This is a genomic window from Roseovarius sp. MBR-51 (genome assembly GCF_053628575.1).
Genome location: NZ_JBRJGQ010000004.1, coordinates 333,339 through 350,783, shown reverse-complemented (window position 1 = coordinate 350,783; position 17,445 = coordinate 333,339). Strand labels below are relative to the sequence as shown.

Genomic DNA, 17,445 nt, shown 5'->3' with positions numbered 1-17,445 from the left:
CGGGACCGGCTGGTCCCACAAAACTCGTCCCGGTTCTTCATCCAGGAAGATGGCAAACATGCAAAAGACTGCGCGGCTCGGTACAACTTCGCGCAAGTGAGCAAAAACCTTGGCATTCGGTCCCCGCAGGCCTTCAACAGGCACGGTCATGGGCCACGCATCCATGATTTACGGCACACATTTGCAGTCCATACCATCCTGGACTGGTTCCGCGATGGTCGGGACATCGAATCCGAAATGTACAAGCTCAGCACCTATCTCGGCCATTCCGAGCCAAAGCACACATTCTGGTATGTCGAGGCCGTGCCCGAGCTGATGCAGTTGGCCGCGGCGCGGGCCGAACGACGGGTACTGGAGGGCGCATCATGATCGCGACCTATCCATTGCCCATCTACGTGCAACGGTTCTTCACCGAGCGGCTGTTGACCCAGATGCAGGCCAGTCCAAACACGATTGCCAGCTATCGCGACACCTTCCGGCTCTTGCTGAAATACGCGACAGCAGAGACCAGGTTGCCGCCGACTGAGCTGCATGTAGCCCACATCGATGCCGACATCATCGGGCGGTTCTTGACGTTCTGTGAGGAGGAACGCGGCAACAGCGCGCGAAGCCGGAACACGCGGCTAGCAGCGATCCGTTCGTTCTTCAAATATGTCGCGGGCTGTGAACCCCAGTTGCTGCATCATTGCCAGAAGGTGCTGGCGATGCCGTCCAAACGGCACGAAAAACGCGTCGTGGACTTCCTGACCCGTGACGAGATGGAGGCCCTGCTGAAGGCACCTGACCAGTCGACCTGGTTTGGTCGGCGCGATCAGGTGCTGCTCCTCACGATGCTTCAGACAGGCCTGCGCGTATCAGAGATGATTGGCCTTCGTATTGGCGATGTCGAGCTTGGCACCGGAGCGCATCTCAGATGCATGGGCAAAGGCCGAAAGGAACGCGCAACGCCGCTTCGGACAGACAGTCGGGATGCATTGAAGGCATGGCTTGCGCAGTGCCGGACTGAGCCCAGCGATCCCCTGTTCGCAACCATCCGTGGCAGGCCGCTCAGCAGAGATGCGGTTGAGCGAATTGTTCGGAAACATGCGGCCACCGCCGCCTCGACCAGCTCGACGTACAGATTGAAGCGCGTCACACCGCACGTCTTGCGCCACACCGCTGCAATGCAGCTTCTACAGAGCGGTGTTGATCGGACAATCATTGCCCTTTGGCTGGGCCATGAATCGATTGAGACGACACAGGTCTACATCCACGCCGATATCGAACTGAAGGAAAGAGCGATGGCTCTGACAAAGCCGGTTGACCAGATGGGTGGACGATATCGACCGGGTGACGAACTCTTGGCATTCCTCGAAGCGCTCTGAATTATGCTGACACGCCGCGCCGATCTAACTGAAACGCAACTGGTAGTTCGGATCGGCGCGGCATAATCCGAAACGCGGCATTATGGATCTTATGCCGATGTCGGCATAAGGCCCATGCCACCGGGCATATCGACCCCGCCTAACTGAAACCCGCTTGCGGTGGCGCGCGAATCCGGATCACCTGCACCAAGGATCAACGCCCGCCGACCTGTACTCGGATTCGACAGACTGCCGGTCATCCGGCCTCAATTACCTCGGGAGTCGGGGGTTGCTTCCCCGGTCCGGCCTTGCAAACCCACGCTCTTGACACCTTACAGGATGCACCCATGAAGCTCAGAGACCTTGACATCATCGTGACTGCGCCCCCCGCACCCGGCTGGGGCGGGCGCTATTGGATATTGGTCAAAGTAACCACTGATTCCGGCGTCACGGGATGGGGGGAATGCTATGCTGCCAGCGTCGGGCCCGAGGCCATGCGCGCGGTGATCGAGGATGTGTTCGCCCGCCACATGGCCGGGGAGAACCCCGAGAATATCGAACTCATGTTCCGCCGCGTCTATTCTTCAGGCTTTACGCAGCGTCCGGACCCCACCACCATCGGTGCGTTCTCGGGCCTGGAAATCGCCTGTTGGGACATCCTGGGCAAGGCGCGCGGACGCCCCGTCTGGGCGCTCTTGGGGGGCAAGATGAACCCCCGCATCCGCGCCTATACCTATCTCTACCCCCTGCCCCACCACCCCATCGCCGAATTCTGGACCTCGCCAGACATGGCCGCCGAGAGTGCGGCGGATTGCGTCGCACGCGGCTATACGGCGATCAAGTTTGATCCCGCTGGCCCCTACACCCTGCGCGGTGGCCATATGCCCGCAATGACGGATATTTCGCTCTCGGTGGAATTTTGCCGGGCGATCCGCGCTGCCGTGGGCAACAAGGCGGACCTGCTCTTTGGCACGCATGGGCAGTTCACCACCGCAGGCGCGATCCGTCTGGGTCAGGCACTCGAGCCCTATTCACCGCTCTGGTACGAAGAGCCGGTGCCGCCAGACAATGTCGCCGCGATGGCACAAGTGGCGCGCGCTGTGCGTATCCCCGTGGCCACTGGCGAGCGGCTGACCACCAAGGCAGAGTTTGCCCCCATCCTGCGCGATGGGGCGGCGGCGATCCTGCAACCGGCGCTGGGCCGCGCGGGCGGCATCTGGGAGATGAAGAAGGTCGCCGCGATGGCCGAGGTCTACAATGCGCAGATGGCGCCGCATCTCTATGCCGGGCCGGTGGAATGGGCCGCCAATGTGAGTTTTGCCGCTTCCATCCCCAATCTCTTGATGTGCGAATGCATCGAGACACCATTTCATGACGCGCTCATCAAGGGGAGCATCCGGGTCGAGGGCGGCTTCATCACTCCGCCGGAAAACCCCGGTTTGGGAATCGAGGTGGACGAAGATCTGGCTCGGGCAAATCCCTATCGTGGCACCGGATTGCATCTCGAAATGCAGGAAGCGCCGTGTGATTACGTCAATGGCAACAGCTTTGGCGGCGGCGCGCCGGTCGAGGTGGAGTGAGGGCCGGTTTTGGCCTGAAGGGGACGTTGGTCCTAATCTCCAAAGCGCGGAATCAAGCCCGAAGGGCGCCGCGCGATCGCTGGGCCGTCCCGCGGCCTAGCGATATTGAGGTGTGGCGCAACTCCTTGAAGTCGTAAGGACTTTGCGGGCATTAAGTGGCAGTTACCGCCGATGCATCGCTAGTCCCCGGCCCAGCGGTCGCGCGGCTCAACGCTTGGGACGATTGTCCCCTTCAGGCCATTACTTTAGGGCAAAACCTGCAACCAAACCCAGGCCGTGACAATCGTCAGTCCGGTGGACAAGAGCACGCTCGACGCCGCCACCCGCTTGGCATGGCCATAGATATTGGCAAAGATATAGGCGTTGACCCCCGGTGCCATCGCCGCCGTCACCACTGCCGAACGCACGCCCTCAACCGGCAAACCGAGCCCTAGGCCAAGACCAAATGTGATCGCCGGATGCGCCACCAGCGAAATCAGGCAGACATAGAGAATGACGCGCAAATCGCCTTCGGGGCGATATTGCACCAACACACCGCCCAAGCCGAAGAGCGCCGCCGGAAGCGCCGCGCGTGCGATGAGGTCTAGCCCCTGCTGCACCGGCGAAGGCAGCACCAGCCCCGACAGGTTGACCACAAACCCGGCTGCTACACCCATGATCAGCGTGTTGGAAAACATTGCCTTAAGCACCTTAACCGCCACCTGCGGCCCCGCCGTACCGCGCGCCTTGACGATTTCCATCACGGTGATGCCGAGGCCGTAGCAGAACGGCGAATGCACCGCGATGATGGCGAAATTCGCGGCCAGAGCATCCGCCCCATAAGCGCGCTCCATGATCGGCAGGCCCAACAAGAGCGAGTTGGAAAAGAGGCAGCAAAAGCCGATGGCAACCGCATCCTCCCAGGTTCGACCAAAGATCAGCCGCGCGCCAAAAAGGCCCAGCGCAAAGCCGGAACTCGCCCCCACGTAGAAACTGAGCAACAGCCGCCAATCGAAACTTTGCGCCAGATCGAGTCGCGATATTGCGGTGAAGAGCAGACAGGGGATGGCGAATTTCTGAGTGAAACTCATCAAACCATCCACACCCGCCTGACTGAACCAGCGCCGCCAGACCGCGAGATAGCCAAAGCCGATCACCAAAAAGACCGGCAGGATGATTTCAAACAGCGCCTGCATCGCGCTCAGACCGTGTAACGCAGGATCATCCCGTCATAGGCGGGGGTCACATGCGCAGGCGTTTCCTCTTCCACGGTCTGATAATCGAGGTCGATATGCATATTGGTCAGCACCGCCCGGCGCGGGGCCGCGCGCATAATCCAGTCCAGCGAGCGGGCCAGATGCGCATGGGTCGGATGTGGCGTGCGGCGCAGCGCGTCGAGCACCCAGCAATCCAGACCACTCAGAACCGGCCAGACATCCTCGGGAATGGCGGCCACATCGGGCAGATAGGCCAGATCAGCCACCCGAAACCCGAGCGAGTCGATCGAGCCGTGATTGACCTGAAACGGGTTCAGCCGAATCGCGCCGCCCGCGCCCTCGATCTCGAACGGCCCGTCAATCGTGTGCATGTCGAGAATGGGGGGATAGGGGCTGTCCTCGGGCTGAACAAAGGCATAGCCAAACCGCGCATAGAGCGCGTTTTGCGTGTCGCCATCGGCCCAGACCGGCAAGCGCCGGCGCATGTTAAAGACGATCATCCGCAGATCGTCGATGCCATGCACATGATCGGCATGGGAATGGGTATAGACCACCGCATCAAGCGCGCCGATACCCGCATCCAGCAGTTGCGCGCGCAGGTCGGGCGAGCTGTCGATCAGCACGCGGGTGATGCCATCCTCGGTCTCACGCTCGATCAGCATAGAGCAGCGGCGGCGCGTGTTGCGCGGATTGGTGGGATCACAGTCGCCCCAATGCCCGCCCAAGCGCGGCACACCGCCGGACGATCCACAGCCCAGAATGGTAAAGCGCAACTCGGCCATCACAGCACCGCCTTGGTAAAGAGCCGCTCGAAATTGGCCTCGGTCTGCGCGGCAAACTCAGCCCAGTCCATGCCAAAGACCTCAGCCCCCTTCTGGCCCGTGTGCAGCGTATAGCCAGGCTCGTTACGGCGACCGCGATAGGGGGGCGGTGCTAGATAGGGCGCGTCGGTTTCCAAGAGAATACGGTCCACCGGCGCGCTGGCAAAGATATCGCGCAGCGCTTGGCTTTTGGGAAAGGCCGCAATGCCCGACATCGACAGGTAGAACCCCAGATCGAGCGCGGCGTGGGCCAATGCGGCACTGGAGGAAAAGCAATGCATGACGCAGGTATAGGCACCGTTGCCGTATTCCTCGGCCAGAATACGCGCCATATCGTCATCGGCGCTGCGTGCATGGATGATGAGCGGCAGTCCGGTGCGCCGCGCCGCCTCGATATGCACCCGCAGGCTCTGCTTTTGGACGTCGGCGGTCTCGGCGGTGTAGTGGTAATCAAGGCCGGTTTCACCGATGCCGACAAACTTGGGATGCGCCGCCAATTTCACCAGACCCTCGACCGTCACAAGCGGGCTCTCTGCCGCGCGCATCGGGTGGATGCCCGCCGCATAGAAAACCGCCGCATGTGCCTCGGCAATCGCACGCACGCGCGGCTCCTGATCCAGACGGGTGCAGATTGTCACCATGCGGTGCACGCCCGCCGCGACGGCGCGGGTGATCACCTCATCCCGCTCGTCGTCGAAATCGGGAAAGTCGAGGTGGCAATGGCTGTCGGTGATACGAATGTCGGTGCTCATGCCTGTCCTTGGTGGGGGCTCAGGCCCCGGCGGTTTGCTGAATCCTGAACACCGTATCTAGGACCAGGCTGGCAGGGTCAAGGTTGACCGCCCGCCCATGGCGTGCGCGCGCTCCAATTGCCTCGGCACAGTCCGCCCAATCGCGCCCCTTGCGGGCATTGGGCGCCAGCCGTGCCAAAAGCGCCGACTCTCCGGGTGCCGCCTCGGCGCGTGGTGCGTGGCCGGTGGCCCCGGCCCGCGCCAGACGCGCCAGCAAAAGGTCTGTCAAAGAAAACAGCAGATCAAGCCGCTCTTCCGCCCCCCGCGTCGCCGCCGCCTCGGCCAGTCGCAGGGCGCGGGGGCGGTCCAGGCGCGGCAGGCTCTCCATCAGGCCGACGAGTTCCGAATAGAGTTTGAGGCCCCCCAGATTGAGCAGCCGCACCGCAGCCCCGACCGAACCGCCCGACAATTCTGCAAGCGCCGCCGGATCGCCTTCGGGTGCGATGCCCGCCTGCTCCAGCGCCTGCGCAATCTCTTGCGGTCCCAGAGGGGCCAGCCGCAGCGTGCGACAGCGCGAGCGGATTGTGGGCAAAAGGGCCGAGGGCTGATGCGATATGAGCAACAGCACCGTGCGCGCGGGCGGCTCTTCCAGCATCTTGAGGATGGCATTGGCAGCTTGAGTATTGAGATCATCCGCCGCATCGACGATCACCACCCGCCGCCCGCCATCGGCGGCGGAGAGGGCAAAGAAATTACCCAGACGCCGCACTTCGGAGACGCGGATTTCGGCGGCCAGCCGGTCGCCCTTGTCGGTGGGGCCGCGTCGGAGCAGGAACAGTCCCGGATCAGACAGGGCCAGCAAGCGCCGCGACACCGGATGATCCGGGGCTACGTCCAGCGTCGCGGGCGGCGGCGGCGCACCAAAGAGCCCTTCCTCTTGCACCAGCGGTGTGGCCAGCAAAAACCGCGCGATGCGCCATGCCAGTGTCGCCTTGCCCACGCCACGCGGCCCGGTGATCAGCCAGCCGTGATGCAGCCGTCCGGTATTGAACGCATCGAGAAATTCCGCCTCCGCCGCGGCCTGTCCAAAAAGCCGCTCGGTTTCGCGCGGGTGTGGCGCGCCTTCGACACGGTCCGGTTCCGGCAGCAGCCCATCATCGCTCATGGCAGATGCGCCTGCACCACGCGGGCCACATCCTCTGCCACCGCGTCCAAGTCGCCCGCGCCGTCAATCACCGCGAAACGGGGGGCGAATTCCTGCGCCAAGGCCAGAAACCCGGCGCGCATCCGCGCCTGCATCCCCTCGCCGAACGACTCGAACCGCGCCTCGGCCCCGCCACGCGACAGCGCCCGGCCCAGACCCACGCCGGGGTCGATATCAATCAAGACCGTCAAATCCGGCTCGCGTCCGATCATCAGCCCGTGCAACTGATCCACAAGCCCGCGCAAATCGCTCCGGCCAAGACCCTGATACATCCGCGTGCTGTCGGCAAAGCGGTCGCAGATCACCACCGCGCCACGCTCCAGCGCGGGGGCGATTACCCGCTCCAGATGGTCGCGGCGCGCGGCGGTAAAAAGCAGGATCTCGGTCTCGGCGGACCAGCGGTCCTTGTCGCCTTCGAGCACCAGACGCCGGATTTCCTCGGCCCCCGGACTGCCCCCCGGTTCGCGCGTCAGCACCACATCGCGGCCCATCCCGCGCAGCGCCTCAGCCAGACGTCGCGCTTGTGTGGATTTGCCCGACCCGTCGATCCCTTCAAAGCTGAGGAACAGCCCCTGCCCGCTCAAAGCGCCCCCTCGGGGCCCTGTTGCAAGCGCGTCAGAAGCACGCCCGAGACGGTGCGAATCCGGGTCATGAACCCGCCCTGTGCCACATCTTCGGCGGCGACAAGCGGCACCCGTGTCTTGGGCAGCCCTTCGGGCGCAAAGACCAGTTCGGCCAACACATCGCCCTTGGCCACCGGCGCCCGCACCGGTCCGGTATAAACCACCTCGCCCTTCAACTCGCCGCCATCAAGCACCGGCAGAAGGGTCGAGACATCCTCGGCCACGGTCAGCCCCACGCTCGTCGTCTCACCCATCCAGACATCGGCACGCGCCACTTCATCGCCGGCCTTGAGCACGGATTTCTGCGCAAACTGGCGAAACGCCCAATTCACGATCGCCTCGGATTCCCGCGCGCGGTCCTGTGCTGTCGCCAGGCCCGAGATCACGAAGATCACCCGACGGTCGCCCTGAATGGCCGATCCGGTCAGGCCAAAGCCAGCCTGTTCTGTGTGTCCAGTCTTGAGGCCATCCGCCCCGATGCCCAATCCCAGCAAGGGATTGCGGTTACTGATATTGCTGGGGGCGCGCCCGTCAAAACGAAACTCGGTCTCGGCAAACATTTTGTAGAAATCGGGGAAATCTTCGATGATGTGCCGCGCCAAAAGCGCCAGATCGCGTACGCTCATCACATGTCCCTCAGCCGGCCACCCGCTGGCATTGCGGAACATGGAATTTGTCATCCCCATCTGCTGCGCGCGCTGCGTCATAAATCGGGCAAAGCCCGCCTCGGTGCCATCGGGGCTGAGCGCCTCGGCGATCACCGCACAGGCGTCATTCCCGGACAGAACGATGATCCCGCGCAACAGATCCTCGACCCGTACTCGGTCGGTCGTATCGAGAAACATGGTCGAGCCACCATAGCTCATGGCGTGCTCCGACACGGGCAGGCGTTCATCGAGCGTCAGTCGCCCGCTGCGCACCGCCTCGAAGGCTACATAGAGCGTCATCAGTTTGGACATGGACGCCGGCGGCAGGGCTGTATCAGCGTTCTTGTCCAACAACACGGTGCCGGTGGTCACGTCCATGACAAACGCCGCCTTGGCGCTGGTTTCAAAGGCCTGCACAGGCAGTGCCACCCCGAGGCACAGCAGCGCTGCGGCGATATGGCGAGTAAGGATCATTTGCTCCTATTCCTCTCAGTTGGTGACGGCATAGGCATCGTCAAAGCCAATCCCCTTGATCTTGTTGAGCAGCGTAGTCCGCTCCGACGCGGTGGTCGCGGGGCCGACGATCACCCGCCAAAAGGCCTTGCCTTGGGTGTTCTGTTCCAGAACCGTTGGAACCATCCCAGCCTGCCGCATCGCGGTCGCGGTATTGCGGGCGTTCTCTTCCACACTGAATATCCCGATCTGGATGTAGGGTTTGTCAAGACTGGAGGAGCGTGCCGGAGCGGGCGCAGCCGCAGGGCGCGCCACCGGCGCGGGAGAGGCCACAGGGGACACCTCGCCAGCCGCAGCCTGTTCCACGTCAGCCGCGTCAATCGCAGCGGCGGCCCCCGCCACCGGATCAAGCGCCGTAGCCTCGATGTCCGCCGGGGCGGCAAGGGTCATGGCCTCATCCGGTGTCGCTTCGGCTTCGGGGGCCGTTTCTTGGGCCTCTTCCCGGCGCAGGGCGGTCACGTTGAGTTGAACCGGCCCGCCGGCCAGCATGCCAAGGGCAGCAGCGGCGTCCGAGGACACCTGCAACGACGGTCCGGGAGTGTCCCGCTCGCGCCGGAAGAGCGCCCCGATCACAAATTTCGAATCCGATGTGCTGCGGATGATGACCCGCTCAGGTTCCTTGACATCCGGATGCGCCACCCAGACCCCGCCCAGCGATGGCCGCCCATCCCAGAGCCCCATATCGGTGACTTGAAACACGTCGGGAGCCTCAACATCGCGCTCCACCAGCTTGACCGACGCGCGCGTCGCCGTGGCGCCCTGCGCAGAGGCCTGCCCGGCGCTGTCGGGCTTCAAAGAAAACTTGCCGCTGTCATCGCATCCTGCCAGCACCGCAATCGCCGCCCCAACAAGGACCAGCCGAGACAGCCGTACCTGCGTGCCCTGTTTCAGAAATGTCATCTCTTGCCTCTTGCCCCTTGCCCCTTGCCTTCTCGTGCATCCATCCGGCCTGAGCCGCCGGTTTTCCGGTCGGGCCTGTTCTCGCCCCGGCATGATCCTGCGCGCGTACTCTAACCGCTTGCCCATCGCGTGAAAAGTGCGCAGGCGGCACATGCGCGATTTTCCCCACGAAACACCTCTTTTAGAATCGCCCAGACCTCTGTAGGCACCGGCGAACCACACATATGACAGAGCGGTCGATTGCACCGGTTTTGGAATTCGGTGTAGGGAGAGATACGGAAGCTTGGCAGAGTGGTCGATTGCACTGGTCTTGAAAACCAGCGTACCGAGAGGTACCCAGGGTTCGAATCCCTGAGCTTCCGCCACAAAACTCAAATAAATCATTTTAAATCAATAACATAGTAGTTATTCTGGATTCGGTTTCCCACATTTTAGCCCACACTATTTTTCGGATGGTAGCAGACTTTGCTGGAATAAACCTCGACACCCCAGAATCGCAGACCTGAAAACTTGTCTACCTTTTGTCCGGTCGGAAACAGGGGCGTGGGATTAAATGCCAGTATGGTCGCGAATATAGACCGCAGCCTTGAGCAAAAACCTTTTTTGTTGCGGTTTATCACCAGTGACCTTGGACGCCGGTTCTTTTCAAACAATGTCCCGCACTTTTAACCACCCCCCGTCGCCTCCCCCTAGCGCGCGCTCAATCTCTCGGGTCTCTCGCACCAGATCGTTAATCTCGCGCCGCGCCTCGATCCATTCCCGCGCCCGCATGCCGTGGCGATAGGATGGGTGATCAGCGCCCGCGCGATGCCCACCGCCTGCACCATGAAAGCGACAGACGCGCCATCCCTTCACGGCTGGCCCCTTGCAGGGTTGCCCGGTGCGCTTGGACGTGGCGGCGCATCGCGGGGCCGCATGCGCCCTGCACATGGGGTTGTCGCCATCATTCATCGCTGGCCCTCCCCCCGTGCTGCACGTTGCCCACGATAGCCTGTCCACCGTCCGACACGTTCATGTGTTGCACCACCACCGTTTGTTTGCCGCCGGTGCGATGTTTGCGCAGCGCCTCGACCTGTGCTGCGAATGTGCGGGCCAGCTTGTTGAACCCGGTATAGTGCGCCTGCACTTGCGGGATTTTCTCGGTATGGGCCAGCCATCGCGCGGAACGGATCGTGGCAACATGGGTTGCGGCCATCTGCACCGCCAACATGCGCTCGACCGCATCACGCGGGGCTAGGTCGCGGATGATGGATAGCATGAAAACCCGCTCATCATGGCCGGGGTGATCATCGCTGGCCTCATCCGTTTTGAGCACCTTGATACAATGCGCCAGCAAAGCATCCGCCTCTTTACGGTCTGGCGTTCCGAAAATCTCGCAAAGGGCGTTGTCGCGCGTGATTTTGATCTTGTGCCCCGTGCTGGCCGATCCGCTTAGCGTCACGCCCAGATCGGCGGCCTCTGTCTCTGCTACCTCTCTCATGCTGGTCGCCCCTTTCGAAACCCGCGCCTGCGCCACATGCTAAGCTGCAAACCTTCATTTGCAAACCTATCACCAAAGCGCCCTTGCGGCTAGGGTCAGACGGCAAACCGCCCGCCTTCGGTCAGGCGCGCTTGGCCCAGGGCGGTCAGGCTTTCCAAGAGCGGTTGCACCGTGCCTGCGCGGCCCCGTTTGAATTGGCGGGCCACCTGTTCGGGGGTGGCCTCGCCCAGATCGGACAGGACGGCGCGCACCGCCGCGATTTGTTCGGGTAGGGATTGCGGCCACGGGTCTTTGGCGTCGGCATTCTTGGGGCCAAGGTCCATTGCCCCCTGTTCGCCCTTGGCCTGCGCCACGATGCCTTGGGGGTTCTGATACTCGGGCCGCAAATAGCGAATATGCCCGCGCGCTTCCTCGGCGGCGCGGGTGCGGTTCAAATCCACCAGCCGGTGCAGGATTTCATCGTCGGACAGGTCAGCGGGCCAGCCATAGGCCTCGGCCACCGCCGCATCAATCTGGTCATGCAGGTCGCGCAAAATGCCAATCAATCCTTGGTCATAGATTTCGCGGTCCTTGCCCTCGATCCGTTCTTTGGCGCGCAGCTTTTCCAGCACGTTATACATGCCCGTGAGGGTCAGCTTGGGATGGGCCTTTTGTTGCGCCTTGCGGTGCGCGTCGAGCTGTTCGCCAAGGCTGCGCAGCCGGACTTTCTGGGCCTCGGTGAGGTCAGGGAAGGGAAAGGGATCAAAGCATTTAGATTTGGCGTAAACCGGATCATTTCCAACCCCAAGCCAGCTTCCGGCGGATAGGGACCAAACTTCATGGCATCTCGATGATAAAACGGCAAAATCTTCCGCTCGATCCAAACAAAGAACAATCAACTTATTGTCAGGTAACACGGTCGCATCAATAAACTGGAAAGTTCTGTATTTCGCTGTTTCTACAGTCGCGATGTATCTCTGCAAACCCAAAAGAGCAGGCCGCAAATCCTTGCGCGGTTCGCCGTGAATCCACCAGTTCCGCTTGTATCCCTCGCGATTATTCTGGTCGCGTTCGGGTTTCACCTTGTCCAGAACGTGTTGATACACAGCCGGGAAACGGGTGCGCACTTCGGCCTCAGATAGTCCAAACAGATCAATCACCATGACGCCGCGCGGCGTCGCGGTCAGGTCGCGCCCATGGCGATATTCGCGAATATGGTTTTCCAGCCCCGGCACGGTGCCCAAGCCCAAGGCGTGCGCTTCCTCAGGCGTGACGATAAAACCTGCCCCGATCAATTGCATACCTCGATAGGCAAGGCGCTCATTCGCCTTCAACGGCACAGCCCCCGCCACATCGGCCCCGATCCGCAGATCAGCGAAAATCTTGCCTTTCTGAATATCAAAGGTGACGGGCCGCCCCTCGGCCTCAGATGCACCCTTGGCCTCATGGGTCACAGTCAAAAGCCGCCCCGTGGCGCGGCCCCGTTCCGCCACCGTCATGGCAATGCGCACCGCCGCCCCGTCGCCCGCATCCACCCAAGGGTGATCAGGAATGGCAAAGGTCAGCGACAGCGGGGTTTTCGGGTCTGCCAAATGCGGTTCCAGCACCTTGCGGTTAAAGGTTTGGCGCAGCGAATTGGTGGTGATCAGACCAAAACGCCGGGTGCCTTTCGCCCGCGCCTTATCCGTGCCGGGTTTCCATGTGCGCGCCGCCAATGCCGCCCTTTCCCACCAGAACATGACGAAATCCGCACTTTGCGGCATTTTGGGATAGGCCTTCCACAGCGCCTCGGCATAGCCATCGCCCAGCGCATCGCGCATCCGGCTTGCCCCGATGAATGGCGGATTGCCCACGATGAAATCTGCCTCGGGCCATTTGGCAGGCTGGGGTTTGAGATAATCCAGCACCGCCACCCGCGCGCCCGCCTCGGGCACCTGTTCGCCGGTCACGGGATGGGTGGTAAAGGTCTGCCCGTCCCAGCGCGTCACAGGTGCGCCCGCATCATCCAGCCGCGCCTTGGTGCCCTGATAGGTCAGCACCGCGTCGCGGTTCTCGATATTGCGGAAATCGCGCAAGACAGGTTCCGATGGGCTGGCCCTGCCATGGGTTCGGAAATGCCATTGCAGATAGCCGATCCACAGCACCAATTCGGCCACCGCCGCCGCCCAAGGGTTTAGCTCGATGCCTAGAAACTGGTGCGGGTCAACGGTGTGCCCCTCCAGCGATAGCGCCGCCTGTTCCTCGCCCAATTCTGCCAAGAGGGCCGTCACCTCGCCCTCTAGTCGTTTCATCAATTCCAACGCGACATAAAGGAAATTGCCCGATCCGCAGGCCGGGTCCAAAACCCGGATTTCACAGAGTTGCGCATGGAAGGCGCGCACCGCGTCGCGGGCCTCATCCTCGCGCCCCTGCGCGGCAAGGGTCAGTGCGGCTGCCTGCACATTTCGCCAATCGGCACGCAACGGGTCTATGATTGTGGGCACCACCAGCCGCTCCACATAGGCACGCGGGGTGTAATGCGCACCTAGCTTGTGCCGTTGCCGCTTGTCCAAAGCGCGCTCTAGCAGCGTGCCGAAAATGGCGGGTTCCACCTCTCGCCAATCCTTTTCGGCGGCGTCGATCAAGAGCGACAATTGCACCTCTGACAAGGGCAGAGCCTCGGCATTCTTGAACAGGCCGCCGTTGAATTTCTTGAGGTCCAGCATGAGGGCTTGGGAAAAGCCGCCCGTGTTCATGGTTTCCCATAGCGCCTTGAGCGCCGGGGCCGCGTGTTCGGGATGCCCGCGCAGGCGTTTTAGCAGGTCCGAAAAACTGTCATGCGGGATCAGGTCCACATCCTCGGCAAACATGGTGAACAGGCACCGCATGAGAAAGCGGGCCACCGCCTCGGGTTCATGGCCTTGCCCTTCAAAAGATCGGCCCAAAGCCGCCAGACGATCCGCAACCTCTCGGGTGACTTGGGCCGCGATTTTAGAGGGGTCCAGGGTGTGCGGGTCTGTCCAGATCAGGCGCAAGCGTTCCCGCGTTTTGGGGTCGCGCAGATCATCCATGGTTATCCGGTAACGGTTGCCATCAGGGTATTGCGTATACCCCTGCCCCTGCCCTGAGAAATCCGCATAGATTTCTATGACGTGCCCAACGTCCACCACCATCAGGAATGGCGGCCATCCGTCATGGCGTGATACCGCGCGCGCGTATCCATCCGCCTGATTACGCGCCCGCAACATGGTGTCATCCCAGCGCCGCGTGCCGCGCGTGCCATGGCCCTTGCGGGTTGCGCTGGGCTGGTCAGGCAAGAGCGCAAGCTGGGTATCATCCTCGGGCGTCGTGGCCCCTACCCCTTGCTTGGCTTCCATGACGAAATGCGCTGCGCGGTAGAGGTCGATAAAGCCCCGCGTTTGGCTGCCCGTGTGAATAAAAGTCACGGGCCGCTCAAATCGGTATCCATCGGTAGCCGGGTCATCCGTTGCCGGGGCAGGCTTGGGAAGGTCGAGCACATCGCAAAGCTCATTCGCAAAGGTCTGGAAATTCGCGCGCTCGCTTCCCCCTGAGCCTTTCCAGCGCGTAATGAAATCCTCGATCTGCAAAACCACGGCCCCGTTGCAACGTCCTTGCCCTAGTCTTGCAACGGTTGCCCAGAGATAGAAAGGGCTTTGTGGCGTGGGGACTTGTATATGCTGGGCCGCCTCTCTTGCCACTTGGCCCCCGCATTATCCGCCGCCACTCGCCCCATGGCGTTCCCATTCTGACAGGGTGCGCCAAGCCTCCAGAGACACCACGCGCCCGGTATAGGTCAGCAGCCTTCCCCCTACGGATGCACCGTAAGGGGAAACTGGCCCAGACCGTTTTGGATCAGGCTTGAGAATGGGATTTGCCACCTCACCCCCTGCTACACCCGCTACACTTGCTACACTTGCTACATTCGGATTTGCAGGCTTTGACGGGGGCGCGGGGTTAGAATGGACATTTTCGCCCCCCTCGATATTTGCCAGCGCGGCTTGCGCATCAAACCACATCGCCACCCCCTCGCACGATCCGCCATGCCACCTTGCGCGCTGCCCCGCGAATGGTAGCGCCGGGTTCAAGCCGCACCAGCCAACCGTGCTTTTCCAAAACCGTCAAAGCTGCCATTGCCTTGGGACTTTCGCGTAGCGCATTCGGTCCTTTTTGCAGCACATCACGCACGGTGATTTCCGGTTCTGCCCAGCGCTCCACAAGCCATTTGCGCAACTGTTCCGCCCGGTCGATTTCAGCCGATACCGTGGCCGCATCCGCCAAGCGCGCCGCCTCTGACAGATAGAATTGCGCCAGCGTGATTGCATCGGCCATATCATTGGCGGACACCTCAGCCGCGTGCAAATCGTGCCAGAGCGTCAACACACCAGCGATACGCGCCGCCTGTTCCGCCGCCTTGGACGCCGTGCCGGTGATATGTTCAAGATTCCCGCCCTTGGCCTGCGCCAGCTCGATTGCATCTGAAAACTGGATCAGAAGCGCGCGCGCCGCACCGCCCAGCACCAGAACACGCGGTTGCAATTCACGGGTTTCCGCGTCCATCGGTAACGGCGTTTCAAGAATTGCGCGCAACCGTTCTGAGAATGCCGCCAGCGCGCCATCATCGGGCCTAATATTCGCATGCAGCCTTGTCCCGATATGGCTGGGCGGTTCGCAGATCAGAAACCGGGCCAGAAAGCCGCTATCCGCCGCCAGCGGGTCCGACATGAACCCGCGCGCCACGCCGGGTTGCGCCATCAGATGCACCGCCAGCCGCCGCCCATAGAGCGTTAAGGCACCATCACCAGCCCGCGTGCGCCGGATTGGGTTGCCCTGCCATAGATCATTCATCGCGGTCAGGGTCTTTTGCCGGTTGTCGCTGTTCATGGCATGCCCGCCAAGGAATTGCCCGCCCTCATCCGAAAAGATGCCAAGCGACGGTTGCCCGGTTGCATAGAGCCGCGTTAGCCCTTCAAAAGTAGGTTCCGTCACTACTCGATCAGGGGAAGGGGGCGCGGCGGGTTCTTTTTCCAAAGCGTCCATGTCAGCTTGGGCGGCCACCCGCTTTTCGGCCTTACTGTTTTTAGCATCCTGCAAGATGCGGTCACGCTGGGCTTTCCAGAGCGCATGCGCGTTCTGCCAGCGTTGCAGATCATCGCGCTGGGCCTTGGCCTGTTCCCTTTCGTAGTCGCGCAGGCAGGCGATCAAAGGTTCATAGCAGCTTGATTTGCGTTCCCCACTTGCCGCAATGGTTAGGCAGTAGAGTGATAAGGGGCACATCCCACCCAAGGCTTCGACATTGGCAAAGCCCTGCACCGCTAAGGATGCCACCGCCAGCGCCGATTGCGCGGGTATAGCGACAGGTGCAAGCGCCATCCCTTGCACCGCCTGCACGGCCCCTTGCAGCGGCCCAAGTGCAGCCACCGGATAAGGCTGGCCCGCCGGAATGTGACGTAAAAGCGGCTGCGGTCCCTCAGTCTTGAAGGGGATAGGTTCGGGGGCGTTCATGCGGCTTCCCCTTTCATGGTCAGAATATCATTCCAATCGCGGCCATCTGGTGCAGGCAATAACGACACCTGCCAGCCCAGCGCCACTGCTCGTTCTGCCAAGGCATTTGCAGCGCCTCGGCCCGGTGCATCGCCATCGGGCGCAATGGTCAGCCGGTGTGGGTAAGACGGCAATTGCAGCCCCCGCATGCCAGACGTTGAAAGCGCGGCCCAGACAGTCGCAGGCGTTCGCAGAAGCCCGCACGACAGGCTAAGCGCGGTCTCTATGCCCTCGGCCACCACAAGCGGTCCCTGCGCCTCTTTAAGCCGCACAGCGCCGCCAGCGACATTGCCCAGCATCAGTTTGACCGGGTCAACATCCGCTTTTCCGCTTCCATCTGGTGCAAGGTAGGTGCGATGCACCGCGAAACCTTCGCCACCTTCGACAAGTGCGATCATGGCCGGACAGCGCTTCGCGGTCGGGCCGTGCCAGCACTCCGAATGATAGCGAACCGTAAGCGGCAAATCGCAGGTGACACCGCGCCTGCGAAGGTAGGTTTCCGCTAGACTGCCCTTGATAGGCTGCGCATCTTGCCAGAGCCGAGCCGCTTGTTTCGCCCGCTTCCCTATTTCTGCCCGATCCTGCGCCCGCCGCCGCGCCACCTCGATCAGATCGGGCGCAGAGTAATCAGCCCTTGAAACCCCTACCGCTTCAAGAATTTCCGCGAAGTCGCATCCGAATTTCTTGCAATGCAACAAGAGCCGCCCGCCATCGCCATCGGCCAACGTCAAAGCGTTCTGCTTCTTGTCACCCCCAGCCTGACACACCGGGCAAGGCGCGCTGCCATATCGGCGATACCATTTGCCGCCAAGTGCATCCGTGATCTGTTTTGCGTCCATCACCACGCCCCCCAGATCAACATCGCCATGCCGTGAGCTTGCGCCTCG

The 17,445-nt window shown here is 62.0% G+C and carries 15 protein-coding genes, 1 tRNA gene and 1 pseudogene; 4 read left to right on the top strand and 13 right to left on the bottom strand.

Going from position 1 to position 17,445, the window contains the following annotated elements:
- Together ACSSVY_RS08195 and ACSSVY_RS08190 are read left to right on the top strand one after the other, a co-directional pair.
- Window positions 1–369, top strand: a pseudogene (locus tag ACSSVY_RS08195) (tyrosine-type recombinase/integrase); the annotation flags it as partial.
- Window positions 366–1,364, top strand: coding sequence for a tyrosine-type recombinase/integrase (locus tag ACSSVY_RS08190; RefSeq protein WP_454268930.1), 999 nt, complete (start codon window positions 366–368; stop codon window positions 1,362–1,364). The pseudogene ACSSVY_RS08195 and the gene ACSSVY_RS08190, both read left to right, overlap by 4 nt.
- An 89-nt stretch (window positions 1,365–1,453) precedes the next feature.
- Here ACSSVY_RS08190 and ACSSVY_RS08185 read toward each other — a convergent pair whose 3' ends face one another.
- Window positions 1,454–1,603: a hypothetical protein gene (locus ACSSVY_RS08185; protein WP_454268929.1), complete on the bottom strand. Its 150-nt coding sequence runs from the start codon at window positions 1,601–1,603 to the stop codon at window positions 1,454–1,456.
- A gap of 87 nt (window positions 1,604–1,690) precedes the next feature.
- Here ACSSVY_RS08185 and ACSSVY_RS08180 point away from each other — a divergent pair, with 87 nt between their 5' ends.
- Window positions 1,691–2,923 (top strand): mandelate racemase/muconate lactonizing enzyme family protein, encoded by a 1,233-nt coding sequence (locus ACSSVY_RS08180; RefSeq protein WP_454268927.1) that lies wholly within the window; start codon window positions 1,691–1,693, stop codon window positions 2,921–2,923.
- A gap of 245 nt (window positions 2,924–3,168) precedes the next feature.
- On the opposite strand, the gene ACSSVY_RS08175 is transcribed toward ACSSVY_RS08180, so the two are convergent.
- From ACSSVY_RS08175 to ACSSVY_RS08145, 7 genes are read right to left on the bottom strand one after another with little or no spacing between them, the layout of a single operon-like run.
- Entirely contained in the window at window positions 3,169–4,098 is a 930-nt protein-coding gene (locus tag ACSSVY_RS08175) for an AEC family transporter (protein WP_045683401.1), read from the bottom strand.
- Window positions 4,099–4,103: 5 nt separating this feature from the next.
- Entirely contained in the window at window positions 4,104–4,901 is a 798-nt protein-coding gene (locus ACSSVY_RS08170; RefSeq protein ID WP_454268925.1) for an MBL fold metallo-hydrolase, read from the bottom strand.
- On the bottom strand, window positions 4,901–5,692 hold the full coding sequence (locus ACSSVY_RS08165) for a TatD family hydrolase (protein WP_454268923.1): 792 nt from the start codon (window positions 5,690–5,692) through the stop codon (window positions 4,901–4,903). The genes ACSSVY_RS08170 and ACSSVY_RS08165 overlap by 1 nt, the downstream gene beginning before the upstream one ends.
- Before the next feature lie 19 nt (window positions 5,693–5,711).
- A complete protein-coding gene (locus tag ACSSVY_RS08160) occupies window positions 5,712–6,836 on the bottom strand; it encodes a DNA polymerase III subunit delta' (protein WP_454268921.1) in 1,125 nt (374 codons plus the stop codon).
- Complete coding sequence (tmk, locus tag ACSSVY_RS08155) at window positions 6,833–7,459, bottom strand: dTMP kinase (protein ID WP_454268919.1); 627 nt, start codon at window positions 7,457–7,459, stop codon at window positions 6,833–6,835. The genes ACSSVY_RS08160 and tmk overlap by 4 nt, the downstream gene beginning before the upstream one ends.
- Window positions 7,456–8,619, bottom strand: a complete 1,164-nt coding sequence (locus tag ACSSVY_RS08150; protein WP_454268917.1) for a D-alanyl-D-alanine carboxypeptidase family protein — start codon at window positions 8,617–8,619, stop codon at window positions 7,456–7,458. Before ACSSVY_RS08150 ends, tmk begins: the two co-directional genes overlap by 4 nt.
- A gap of 15 nt (window positions 8,620–8,634) precedes the next feature.
- Window positions 8,635–9,558, bottom strand: coding sequence for an SPOR domain-containing protein (locus ACSSVY_RS08145; RefSeq protein WP_454268915.1), 924 nt, complete (start codon window positions 9,556–9,558; stop codon window positions 8,635–8,637).
- Window positions 9,559–9,835: 277 nt separating this feature from the next.
- Between ACSSVY_RS08145 and ACSSVY_RS08140 the strand changes: the two genes are divergently transcribed.
- Window positions 9,836–9,923 (top strand) — tRNA-Ser (locus ACSSVY_RS08140).
- Window positions 9,924–10,203: 280 nt separating this feature from the next.
- Here the strand turns inward: ACSSVY_RS08140 and ACSSVY_RS08135 are convergent.
- The 5 genes from ACSSVY_RS08135 to ACSSVY_RS08115 all read right to left on the bottom strand — a co-directional run bounded on the left by ACSSVY_RS08135 (window position 10,204) and on the right by ACSSVY_RS08115 (window position 17,397).
- Window positions 10,204–10,413: a hypothetical protein gene (locus ACSSVY_RS08135; RefSeq protein WP_454268913.1), complete on the bottom strand. Its 210-nt coding sequence runs from the start codon at window positions 10,411–10,413 to the stop codon at window positions 10,204–10,206.
- Between the two features lie 88 nt (window positions 10,414–10,501).
- Window positions 10,502–11,038, bottom strand: a complete 537-nt coding sequence (locus ACSSVY_RS08130; RefSeq protein ID WP_454268911.1) for a hypothetical protein — start codon at window positions 11,036–11,038, stop codon at window positions 10,502–10,504.
- Between the two features lie 95 nt (window positions 11,039–11,133).
- Window positions 11,134–14,610, bottom strand: a complete 3,477-nt coding sequence (locus ACSSVY_RS08125; RefSeq protein ID WP_454268909.1) for a class I SAM-dependent DNA methyltransferase — start codon at window positions 14,608–14,610, stop codon at window positions 11,134–11,136.
- A gap of 412 nt (window positions 14,611–15,022) precedes the next feature.
- Complete coding sequence (locus ACSSVY_RS08120) at window positions 15,023–16,519, bottom strand: YfjI family protein (protein WP_454268907.1); 1,497 nt, start codon at window positions 16,517–16,519, stop codon at window positions 15,023–15,025.
- Complete coding sequence (locus tag ACSSVY_RS08115) at window positions 16,516–17,397, bottom strand: DUF7146 domain-containing protein (RefSeq protein WP_454268905.1); 882 nt, start codon at window positions 17,395–17,397, stop codon at window positions 16,516–16,518. The genes ACSSVY_RS08120 and ACSSVY_RS08115 overlap by 4 nt, the downstream gene beginning before the upstream one ends.
- Window positions 17,398–17,445: the final 48 nt, after the last annotated feature.